General features: G+C 51.1%; 11 protein-coding genes. 6 read left to right on the top strand and 5 right to left on the bottom strand.

The window, feature by feature from the left end; genetic code table 11:
• Nucleotides 1-330 precede the first annotated feature (330 nt).
• A complete protein-coding gene (locus AB9F27_RS10680; protein ID WP_335586935.1) occupies nucleotides 331-825 on the bottom strand; it encodes a flavin reductase family protein in 495 nt (164 codons plus the stop codon).
• Nucleotides 826-1,022: 197 nt separating this feature from the next.
• Between AB9F27_RS10680 and AB9F27_RS10675 the strand changes: the two genes are divergently transcribed.
• The 6 genes from AB9F27_RS10675 (at nucleotide 1,023) to AB9F27_RS10650 (ending at nucleotide 4,917) form a co-directional block, all read left to right on the top strand.
• Entirely contained in the window at nucleotides 1,023-1,634 is a 612-nt protein-coding gene (locus AB9F27_RS10675) for a ribonuclease H-like domain-containing protein (RefSeq protein WP_335586934.1), read from the top strand.
• A 75-nt stretch (nucleotides 1,635-1,709) separates the two neighbouring features.
• Nucleotides 1,710-2,306: an LPS export ABC transporter periplasmic protein LptC gene (gene lptC, locus AB9F27_RS10670; RefSeq protein ID WP_335586933.1), complete on the top strand. Its 597-nt coding sequence runs from the start codon at nucleotides 1,710-1,712 to the stop codon at nucleotides 2,304-2,306.
• A gap of 15 nt (nucleotides 2,307-2,321) precedes the next feature.
• Nucleotides 2,322-2,813 carry an LptA/OstA family protein gene (locus tag AB9F27_RS10665; RefSeq protein ID WP_335586932.1) on the top strand — a complete coding sequence of 164 codons (492 nt, stop codon included), beginning with the start codon at nucleotides 2,322-2,324 and terminating at the stop codon, nucleotides 2,811-2,813.
• 3 nt (nucleotides 2,814-2,816) lie between these two features.
• On the top strand, nucleotides 2,817-3,584 hold the full coding sequence (gene lptB, locus AB9F27_RS10660; RefSeq protein ID WP_335586931.1) for an LPS export ABC transporter ATP-binding protein: 768 nt from the start codon (nucleotides 2,817-2,819) through the stop codon (nucleotides 3,582-3,584).
• Nucleotides 3,585-3,837: 253 nt separating this feature from the next.
• Nucleotides 3,838-4,413, top strand: coding sequence for a ribosome hibernation-promoting factor, HPF/YfiA family (gene hpf / locus AB9F27_RS10655; RefSeq protein WP_039002812.1), 576 nt, complete (start codon nucleotides 3,838-3,840; stop codon nucleotides 4,411-4,413).
• 39 nt (nucleotides 4,414-4,452) lie between these two features.
• Nucleotides 4,453-4,917, top strand: a complete 465-nt coding sequence (locus AB9F27_RS10650; RefSeq protein ID WP_039002921.1) for a PTS sugar transporter subunit IIA — start codon at nucleotides 4,453-4,455, stop codon at nucleotides 4,915-4,917.
• Here AB9F27_RS10650 and AB9F27_RS10645 read toward each other — a convergent pair.
• From AB9F27_RS10645 to AB9F27_RS10630, 4 genes are all read right to left on the bottom strand, one after another.
• Complete coding sequence (locus AB9F27_RS10645; protein WP_335586930.1) at nucleotides 4,914-6,329, bottom strand: nodulation protein NodH; 1,416 nt, start codon at nucleotides 6,327-6,329, stop codon at nucleotides 4,914-4,916. The genes AB9F27_RS10650 and AB9F27_RS10645 overlap by 4 nt on opposite strands.
• 6 nt (nucleotides 6,330-6,335) lie before the next feature.
• Entirely contained in the window at nucleotides 6,336-8,033 is a 1,698-nt protein-coding gene (locus AB9F27_RS10640) for a beta-1,6-N-acetylglucosaminyltransferase (protein ID WP_335586929.1), read from the bottom strand.
• Nucleotides 8,030-8,980, bottom strand: coding sequence for a glycosyltransferase family 2 protein (locus AB9F27_RS10635; RefSeq protein WP_369757711.1), 951 nt, complete (start codon nucleotides 8,978-8,980; stop codon nucleotides 8,030-8,032). Before AB9F27_RS10635 ends, AB9F27_RS10640 begins: the two co-directional genes overlap by 4 nt.
• A 108-nt stretch (nucleotides 8,981-9,088) precedes the next feature.
• Nucleotides 9,089-10,201 carry a glycosyltransferase gene (locus tag AB9F27_RS10630; protein ID WP_369757710.1) on the bottom strand — a complete coding sequence of 371 codons (1,113 nt, stop codon included), beginning with the start codon at nucleotides 10,199-10,201 and terminating at the stop codon, nucleotides 9,089-9,091.
• Nucleotides 10,202-10,269 lie beyond the last annotated feature (68 nt).

The following is a 10,269-nucleotide window of genomic DNA, read 5'->3' as shown; positions in this document are numbered from 1 at the left end:
CACCGTCTGGCCTCTCGACCCGTCCAGTGACCCAGTGGAGCATCTCTGCGCCGCCGGTAGAGGGGTTCTAGTCCCACCCACCAAGACCCGCAACCCCTTTTTATGAAAAAGTCATAAAAACCATGCTTTATTATGAAAATTAAATTATAACAACAACTTACCGGATACCTGGCGTGAGCTAAAACTGGCTAATCTACGTGATCTTCGCGAAAATTGGGTCACAGCCACCCCCAATCCCCATATTTTAATCGAGTCGTGGGTTTGAAGTGGCGGGTCGACCCCGACTCAACTGATTCATACTATGCAAATGAGCTACAACTGCCCAAATGGCTACGCGTCGGGGAGGATCGTACCGAAATGCCCGCCATGGAAAAGGAGTGGAGCACCAGCGCCAACATTCACACGTTCGACCTCGCCCACAACGATCGTATGATCGCCTCCTTCATGTATCGCGTGGCGCCGACACTCAAATCGAGCAAGGCATCCCTCTATGAGGGGCACGCCATTTTTGCACTCACTATATAGGTGCGGCTCAAAGGCATGTGGGGTCTTGGCAAACCGTCCACTTAACTCCTGCTGATCCTTGGCGAGAATATGGATGGCGTAGTGCTCAGCATGAATGAAATGCACTGCACGCTTGGAGGCGTTGGCTGGCGACCACAGTACAAGAGGCGGATCAAGCGAAACGGACGCGAAACTATTTGCCGTGATCCCCATGGCCCCTTGCGGAGTCGCAACGGTCACAATCGTAACGCCCGTACCAAAGAGGCCCAGTGCGTCCCGAAAATCGCGGGCTGTTTTACGGCTGGGAATAAAACTGCTCACGTTGTAAATCCTTGGGTCACGAACGTCATGTCATCTCTTTCCGTAAATTCACGCGTCCTTTGTGAAGTATCAGCAATGCCTGAAACAAAGCAATCCTAACCACCCCCGACAGACCGCGGCATTTGGTTTTCCCTTGCCGACAGGTCGATAATCCTCCTAAGTCGCCACAACGCCACGCAAACACCGGACGGGAAAACATGACAAATCACCTATACCAAAACGATCTTCCCGGCGGACTCGACCTTGGACCCGTGGTGGCGATTGATTGTGAGGCCATGGGATTGCATCCACACCGTGACCGTCTTTGTTTGGTACAACTGTCAGGGGGCGACGGAAACGCGCATTTGGTGCAGGTCGCCTTGGGCCAAACCGAAGCACCAAATCTGTGCAAGGTTCTGACCGACCCAGACGTTCTTAAACTGTTTCACTTTGGACGATTTGATATTGCTGCGATGCACAACGCCTTTGGCGCTCTGGCAGCACCAGTATACTGTACAAAAATCGCCTCAAAGCTGGTGCGTACATATACAGACCGTCACGGCCTTAAAAATCTGCTTCAGGAATTGTTGAACGTCGACGTATCCAAACAACAGCAATCAAGCGATTGGGGGGCGCCGAAACTTACGGACGCGCAAATCGCCTATGCTGCCTCGGATGTTTTGTATCTGCATCGCCTGCGCAACAAATTGAACAAGAACCTTGAGCGCGAAGGGCGCGCAGAATTGGCCCAAGCTTGCTTTGATTTTCTACCGCAACGTGCCCTCTTGGATCTCGCTGGCTGGCCGGATCAAGACATCTTTTCCCACTAGGCCACTGGCCGCAGCGTGTATTCCTCCCTATATCACTTGTGGTAACGCAGGAAAAAACGAGCACGATGAAGAGCAATGAAAAATAATACATACTCAATATTCATCTTCTGGGCAAAAATCACTTTGCCTTTGCTCGCGCTCGCCCTCCTGTCGACCGTGTTTTTGCTGGCGCGCCCTATTGATCCTGGCAATGCAATCCCTTTCGCGAAAGTAAACGTCGAGGAACTCGCGCGGGAAAAAGGGATCACGGCCCCCAACTATTCAGGGATTACCCGCGACGGGACGACCATCTCAATCTCAGCCAACTCTGCAAAACCGCAACCAAACGGCGACCGCAGCACGATCACCACCGAAGGCTTTAACGCAGAGTTCGAGTTACCAGAGGGGGCCATCGTTACTCTTGAGTCCGAAACTGGGGTCATAAATACCGACACTCAAAGCGCCCGCCTTGAGGGGAACGTTCGTGTCGTGAGTTCAGTTGGATATGTTGTGAGGTCCGAGCAAGTCGACGCGTCCATATCCGACGCGCGTTTTTCCTCAACAGTGCCGATTTCTGCCGTTGGCCCTGGGGGGAAAATCACCGCTGGATCCATGGAACTCGTTCGACGTAATGAGAACTATCTTCTGGTTTTCAAAGACGGCGTAAAACTGATATACGATCCGAAAGGTTAACTCGGGGTGATTTACATGCGCGCTATTCTAGCGATCTTCTTACTGATTGGCTTTGCTGGTTCAACTTTCGCCCAAGGCACCCAAATTCCTTTTGGGGGCTATGAACACAACGCGAGCCTTCCCGTCGAAGTTATTTCCGATGCTCTCGAAGTCGATCAAGAGACGGGCAACGCCACATTCGTTGGCAACGTGGTCATCGGCCAAGGCGAGATGCGCCTGAACGCGAGCAAAGTTGTTGTGGAATACAAGACGGGTGCGGATCAAACTGGCGGAAAAATCAGCCGCATGGTTGCAAGCGGCGGTGTGGTACTGGTGAACGGCCCCGAGGCCGCAGAGGCAGACGAAGCGGTCTATTCGATAGATAATGCAGAAATCACCATGAGCGGGAATGTGATCCTAACTCAGGGAAATAACGCGCTGTCGTCAACACAAATGGTGGTTGATCTCAATACGGGGCGTGCCCAAATGACTGGCCGCGTCAAAACAATCTTACAGCCGGAAAACTAGAGTATGGCCACTCCCCCAAATCTCACGCTCGCCTCTGAAAGCCGCGACCACGGCCTGTCGATCCGCAATTTGCGCAAAAGCTATCGTCGCAAAACCGTCATTCGGGATGTGTCGATGGAGCTTGCACGGGGCGAAGTTATCGCGCTTTTGGGACCCAATGGCTCGGGCAAAACGACGTGTTTCTATTCCATCGCGGGCCTAGTGACGCCGGAAGGCGGCCAAGTCATGGTCGACGGGGTTGAGATAACGCTCCTCCCTATGTACCGCCGTGCAAAAATGGGGATCGGCTATCTACCACAAGAAAACTCGATTTTTCGGGGGCTCAGTGTCGAAGACAACATTCTCGCGATTCTCGAAATCTCGGTCAAAAATTCCCATAAACGCCGCGAACGCCTCGAGGAACTCCTTAACGAATTCTCTATTGGCCACCTGCGGCGCGCCCCCGCCTTGTCGCTGTCGGGCGGCGAACGTCGCCGTGTCGAAATTGCGCGCTGCCTCGCGGCCTCTCCTGAATTTCTCCTTTTGGACGAACCCTTTGCCGGTGTTGACCCTATCGCCGTGGGGGAAATCCGAGAACTCGTCAGTAAGTTGAAGGACCGTAACATTGGCGTGCTCATCACCGACCATAATGTGCGCGAAACTCTCGAAATTGTTGACCGCGCCTATATTCTTCACGACGGGAAAGTTTTGATGAGTGGCACACCAGATGACGTTGTACGCGACGATAATGTGCGGCGCGTTTACCTCGGGAAAGACTTCCGCGCCTCTTAACTAAACCTTAACGAATCAAGGGTTTGTGCGGAATGCTGCCGCTTTCCCTCACACCCCTATTGACACTTAAACGAATTAGGCGCCCAATGTATGGGATGTATGAAGAACCCCCCATCCTTTGGGCTTTGGCGCCAAGATACAGCCGAAAAACAAGTGCCTATGGCGCACCTTGCATCACGCTACCATTCTTTACTCGAACGTAACGGTCTAGATTCTAGGCTGAAGCATCCAATTTTCGAACCTTGGAGGATAAATGCAGTACCAAATTAGTGGAAAACAAATCGATATCGGTGAAGCTCTTCAAACCCATGTCAAATCTGAAATCGGCGAAATTGTAAAAAAATACGCTGAACGTCCGACCGATGCTCTGATCGTATTTTCCAAAAGCGCAAACGAATATGTTTGCGAATCCACGGTACATCTCTCAACAGGCCTAACTGCGACCGCTAGGGGGCATGCCCATGAAATCTATGCCGCTTTTGATTCATGCGGTGAGAAATTAGAGAAGCAATTACGACGCTATAAGCGTCGTTTAAAGGATCATCACCGGGTCAGAACACAGCCTGTTGAACTTTCCTCCGCTTCCACGTATATCCTCGCCGGATCAGAAGCATCAGAAGAACTGGAACCGGAAGACCTGCAACCGATGATCATTGCCGAAATGGAGACGAAAATCGCGTCTCTCTCGGTAGGGGAGGCGGTCATGCAAATGGAACTTTCGGGAACTCCCGTTCTGGTGTTTCGAAATGAAGGAAACAGTGGCGTAAATGTGGTTTATCGGCGAGAAGATGGTAACGTAGGCTGGATAGACCCCACAACAACGAGCTAGGAAATCACCTAGACGACGTCCCGAGCAGAAGTGACAAAAATGGATTTATCAAGAATACTTAAGCCTGAAGCGGTGAAAGTAATCGCAAATGTTACTAGCAAAAAACGCCTCTTCCAAGAGTTGGGAGAGGTTGGGCATTCTATCTATGCCTTCCCCGCAAACGAAGCGGTTGATGCGTTGCAGGAACGGGAAAGTCTCGGACCAACAGGAGTTGGACACGGCGTCGCCCTTCCACATGCTCGCCTAAGGGGTCTGGATTCGGTTGTAGGGGTTTTCTTGCGCCTCGATCGTCGCCTCGATTTTGACTCAGTCGACCGGCAGCCTGTTGATTTGGTTTTCGCTCTCTTTGCGCCAATCGACTCGGGTGTTGAACACCTTAAGGCGTTGGCGCTTGTTTCGCGGACGATGCGTGATGCAAAAATTTGCGAGAAATTGCGCGCAAATGACGATCCGGCCACGCTGCATGCCGTTTTGACCGAGCTTCAGCCCGCTCGCGCGGCTTAGTCGCGCCAAGCTGAAAACCCAAACGTCATATAGTCGCGCTGATAGGCCTCCTGCGCAGCGGTTTCGATTTCTGAATCATAGATATCGTCCAACGAATAGGGAGAATCCTCCCTTTCTGGGTTGCATTCAGGGTTTTCGACGCCAACTCTGAATGCAAGGAACTCTAAATCCGTTTCCAATGTGTCTTCGCGCAACACCATATCAGGTGCCGCAAAAACTCCGAAACCCTGAACAATCGACGCCTGACTTGACCACGCCATGTCATTGCGGAGAGCCGTTTGCCCAGAGAGATTTGCCTTCAAAAACTTAAGAAAACTTAAGAAGGCCGCCCTGTGTTCGTTTCGGTTATATGCGGGCGCATTGATATCATCCGGAATAGGCACATTGTGGACACGCTTCAGTGTTTTTCGAATTTGCGGAAACGAACCGGGCCCCGAGTTTAAAATCGTCCGACAAAACGCTGCGTGCGCTCGGGCTACGGGATGGCGCAAAACCGTAAAACTACGATGACCCACGTTTTCGCGCTTCCACTGGCGAAGGCCCTTTTGGGTAAATTTCTCTTCCAAAACCCCGTTCCCAAGCTCTGTGAGCCAATTTCTGACCCGCGTATTGGGCCCAGATGGCATCGGCATAAAGAGAAGCGGAATACCATTCGCTATGACATACCGATTCACGCTCGCACCGCGAATGGGCTCAAAGTTTGGGGTGCGAGAAAGTCCGAAATGATCCATCGATTGCAGCGCGCATTCCATTTCTCTTGGATTAGAGACTTTTTCCAGCAGTGGGCTCGGGTTCTGCTTTTTCAAGTTTTTAGAAAGCCCTGCCAATTCCTGTTTAATGCCCAGAAACTTAGCCAACCCATTTATGACATCCAAATCACGAATATCTTCATATCCAATATAAAACGCTGTCTGGCCAGTTGCCTGAAGTGCATGAAGTATGCGCAGTTGAAAACTTTTCAGTCGACCGAGGAAGACTGTAAAGTCAGTGGCATCAAATTTTATCTTGGCCGTTTTGTGATGGGTGACATTCGTGAGTTTCCACTGACCTGTGGCCTTGGCAATTTTCCAACTGATGTAACTTTCCACCGGATTGCGCGTCAGAATGATCTTTGCACATTTTTGGTCCTGCAAGATTGGATCGATAACCCGTGGATCATGGTCGTGGAAAAACCTAAACCCCGCCAGACCGGGGGCGTCGACGATTTTATGGAGAAGCCCTAATGGATCCCGCTCACGCTCAGCGAGGGACATACCGAGCAGCTCATCCCTGTTCGGGTACCCGATAAAATGCGGATTGAAGGCCTCGCCAACACAGGTAAGGCCGTCATAGGCATTGATGTTCGTCTCTAGGAAATTCGACCCAGTTCGCATTTCCGCCAAGACAACGAAATAGTCAAAATTGCTATTCATAAGGCTCTATTTCACCAGGTAAGGCTTGCGCGTGGCCGCAGCGCTATGGCGAGGATCATTCCCAGAGGGGAAATCCCCCATCAAATAGGGGTGCATCCCCTGGTTTTTCAAGTTTTGCAAGAACTGGCTAAATCCAGTCAAATCGACCATACGTGGCGCCTCTGTAAGGCGCCGGTTTGAGCGCGATCCTATGTCATCAATGATCATTTGCAACGGCTCCATGGGTGACTGAATAAAATCCGCCATCGTATAGATATGAACGCGCGCCTTCGTGTAATATGACCGCAGAATATCCAAATGATCGGCCTCAATTTTCTGTTGCTCCGCAGAGACTTTGCGGATTTCAGAAAAGTTCAGATTCGAGTTAAACAAGGGCACCGACCATGCTCCGGAAATCACGGTAACACTCGCGTTTGGGTCACGGGCAAGGAACCAACTGATGTCCTGAGAATCGCGCGGGCCGAATTGAAAAACCTGCCGTTCACCCCGTGTATTCCAAAGCAGGTTTCGCAGAAAATCTGCTGGCGCGTAATCCCGAAGCTCTGCACTATCAGAGAGGCATCCCGCAAAGGCTCTCTCGCGCCCCGCATATTCAACGCGTTCAGGTCCGAAAAGGTGCCCGTGGACACGCGCACCAGTCGCCCGCGCCATCCAATCCTCAAAGTCCAGAAAGAGGTCCGAAAACCCCTCCAAAATAGTATATTGGGCTGCAGTGACACCGTTTTCCCAGCCCTCGTTTGGAAGTCGACTTTGCATCACAAGGCCGGCACGCCCCTGCGTGCGACGCTCCACTGCTTTGGAGAAAATACGGTCAATTTTACCTGGGTTTGGTTCGGCGACCTTCATCGCATGTTCTGAATCCGTGAGGAGCGCGTCATAAAGCTTGTTCGCCTTTGCCCATATTTTCCGTGCCACAAAACAATCAGAGCGGCGCAAAAGCTGTAGGTGATCGTCATAAAAAATGTGTGGCTTGCCCTGAAAATCAAACTTAGAAAGTGTGAGAGACCGGCTTTCAATATTAGATGAATAAATACGTGCAAGCGTCTGATAGTAACTTTCGTCCGGAATCCAAACCCGTTTAAAGTAGCGATCATATTTTTCACGATCTGGATCTTCCAAAATTGCTGAGAGTGTCTGACGTGTTAGGCACCACCACTGAGACCCCATATGTGGTACCAACCCGAGGGGAACGCGGCGTTTGAACCTTAGGAGCCGCTGAATCTTAACGTACTTATCAAAGGCGCGACGATTGTGTTTCCAAGAGAAGGGAAACCGCAGGGTAAACCGCTCTTTATCCAACCCGCCGACGGTCCATGGGACATCGTCAGTGGTTGCGCTTTCGATGAAATCCGTTCGCGGTCGCTCTTTTAAATAGTCTACCAACTCACTTACGGGCCGAAGTGGGAGGCATGATCCAGACGCAAGATATACATGGCGAACTTCCGGAAAATTCGCGAGCATCATTTCCGACGCGGTTTGGGACGCAGCAACCAACGACCACCGCCCCCATTCGCACCGATGTCGTTCACAAAACATAACGTCTTCAAGGTCCGCCAAAGCCCGCACGAGACTCTTATAGCCCTCCTGTCCGACCGACTTATCAACGTGAATAACGACGGGACAATCGCTGGCCTGCCAATGGCGAGCAAGTTGGGCTGCGCGGTGCAGGTCGTCGTGAACAAGCATGACAATGCCAACGCTCATGCCCAGTTCCCCTTCGACATCAAACCCAAAATTTCGAGCTGCCTCCAGTTGATGAATTTCTCACTCCATTTGCACCAAAGGTCGGGATCTTTCGCTAGATTGGCGGCGTAAGCTTTGTACTCATGACTATTGGCGTAATGCTGTTTGCGCTGAAGTTCTTCGCTCGCCTTCGAGCCAAACGTGTCCAAGAACTTCGCGTGCATCAGGCAACCGCTCGCCTTCTCCCCACCCCATTCGTCGTAAACGAGGTTTAGCCCGCGCGGCAAAAGCATGTGACTACTGCTTTTGTAGGCGTATTTCTTGTCCCATTTCACAAGAGGAATTTTATTTAACGCAGGCGCGCGTTCCGGCGCATCGGGGAAGAAACACCGTGCCCTCGGCCCCCCCTGAATCCACAGGTTTCCATACTGGCTGTTCTTTTTGTAGGTGTAATTCCCACTGTCAAACCAGCTCGCAATTTCAAACGGGTCTTGACCAGAGCGATACGGAACGGCGTCGATGCGTCCCTTAGGATACATGTCTAGCAACGTTGCGGAAAAACTCTTCACCGAGGATGCGTCAAGCCAATCCGTAAGGGCACTTATGGAGCGGGAATCGCAAAATGGGAAAACTAGAAACTCATCAACATCGACCACAAGACTCCAATGGCCGTGCGCGTATTTCATTTGTAGATGATTCAGCCAATCAACGCCAAAACGCGACCGTTTGTAACTGTGCTTTGTGGTCCATACCGAAACGTCCGGCTGATCGGCAAGAAACTCACGGGATCCATCATCGCTATCGTTATCAACAAAGAAAAAGTGGTTCACACCCATGTTTCTGTAATAACGCAAAAAATAGGACAGGCGGATTTTCTCGTTTCGTATTGTCGAGAAAGACAGGATATCGCCAGGTTTTATGAGCGCGGTGCGATCCACAACACTGCGCAGTTCGTTCTTTTTGCGCATCGCCCTCAAGCGCCACCTTTTGCGCTCAACACGCAATCGATATGATGTAGCTATGCCCAATACGTTCCCCAAAACATCACAAGTGTTTGTCTTACCTGCAAATCAATATCACGCGACCTTTAAGACCTTATTGAAATGCGCCTCCCATGTGGGCATTTTTTTTAGATCAAATTGTAACGCTGTTTTTTCTCGCTTTCTACGCGCAAGTTTTTGTATCGCTAGCTCCCATAAATAGCGATCTGAAGTGTCTGCGTAAATGGGTATATCACCCAAAAACTCGCGATAGACCGGCAAATCTCCGCAAATAACGGGGGTTTGCTGAAGAATGGCCTCCGCTGGAGGAAGCCCATAGCCTTCAGCAATGGAGGGGAAGAGCATGCCCGCTGACCGCTCCAAAATCTGGGCAACGGCCCGATCCGACAAATTATTAAACTCGACCACGTTTCTCGGCTTTAAATCCAGTCGTTTGAACACTGCTTCGTTTTTCCAGCCGCGCGCCCCGATAATGACCAATTGCGGCGAATTCGTTTTATTTTCCAACCCTTCCCATATGTCCAGCAGTAGGGCGTGGTTTTTTCTAGGCTCAATGGTGCCAACCGTCACGAAATATCCCTTATTGGGGTCGATTTCCGGCGGAAGCGCGCCCTCTGCGGGCGTGGGTGTCGTAAGCCCCAAATGCGCTACGATAGATTCAGGCACTCTACCCATTTTTGAAAAATGCCGTGTCGCGTCCAATTTGCTTTGCTCGGAATTAAAAATCACGAGGTCGGCAAACAACGACACGCGGGTCATTTTTTGTTTGAATTTCTCAACACTACCATCCCTTTGAAATTCTGGATAATCCAAAGGAATTGTATCGTGAACGAGTACAGAAATTTGTCCGCCGTTTGCTTGTATAGCGCGAAACACCACATCACTGATGTTGCTGTGCCCCACATTCAAATAGGAAAACCCACGCGGTAAAACATCGACCAAACGGCGCACGTCCTTGGCGGATGCGACGGCCAAGCGTCGACAATCTGACTGCACGCGCAGCTGAATAGGGCTTTGTTTGAACCGAAACAGACTCTTTAGATCGTGCCGCCCCCAAGGCGTTTTTCCAGTCATCCGAGAGAGAAGTTCAAGCGTGCCCTCCTCGCTTAGGAGGGTAAAGCCACCCGAAATTCGTATGAGGGAAAAGAGCGGTATCGGATCACGCAATAATGCATGCAAATAGGCCATTTCGACACGATCCACCCCTGTCAGTGGCCCACGCCCTACACGGCTCACGAGACGAGATAAGTCGAGCA

Origin of the sequence: Falsihalocynthiibacter sp. CO-5D18, assembly GCF_041205445.1 — a bacterium.
Lineage (GTDB): Bacteria > Pseudomonadota > Alphaproteobacteria > Rhodobacterales > Rhodobacteraceae > Falsihalocynthiibacter > Falsihalocynthiibacter arcticus.
This window is presented reverse-complemented; position numbering and strand designations above follow the sequence as displayed.

Excerpts from the sequence above, each read along its gene's own strand:
- AB9F27_RS10675 (WP_335586934.1), top strand. The coding sequence starts at position 1,023 with ATGACAAATCACCTATACCAAAACGATCTTCCCGGCGGACTCGACCTT.
- lptC (WP_335586933.1), top strand. The coding sequence starts at position 1,710 with ATGAAAAATAATACATACTCAATATTCATCTTCTGGGCAAAAATCACT.
- AB9F27_RS10665 (WP_335586932.1), top strand. The coding sequence starts at position 2,322 with ATGCGCGCTATTCTAGCGATCTTCTTACTGATTGGCTTTGCTGGTTCA.
- lptB (WP_335586931.1), top strand. The coding sequence starts at position 2,817 with ATGGCCACTCCCCCAAATCTCACGCTCGCCTCTGAAAGCCGCGACCAC.
- hpf (WP_039002812.1), top strand. The coding sequence starts at position 3,838 with ATGCAGTACCAAATTAGTGGAAAACAAATCGATATCGGTGAAGCTCTT.
- AB9F27_RS10650 (WP_039002921.1), top strand. The coding sequence starts at position 4,453 with ATGGATTTATCAAGAATACTTAAGCCTGAAGCGGTGAAAGTAATCGCA.
- AB9F27_RS10645 (WP_335586930.1), bottom strand. The coding sequence starts at position 6,329 with ATGAATAGCAATTTTGACTATTTCGTTGTCTTGGCGGAAATGCGAACT.
- AB9F27_RS10640 (WP_335586929.1), bottom strand. The coding sequence starts at position 8,033 with ATGAGCGTTGGCATTGTCATGCTTGTTCACGACGACCTGCACCGCGCA.
- AB9F27_RS10635 (WP_369757711.1), bottom strand. The coding sequence starts at position 8,980 with ATGCGCAAAAAGAACGAACTGCGCAGTGTTGTGGATCGCACCGCGCTC.
- AB9F27_RS10630 (WP_369757710.1), bottom strand. The coding sequence starts at position 10,201 with ATGGCCTATTTGCATGCATTATTGCGTGATCCGATACCGCTCTTTTCC.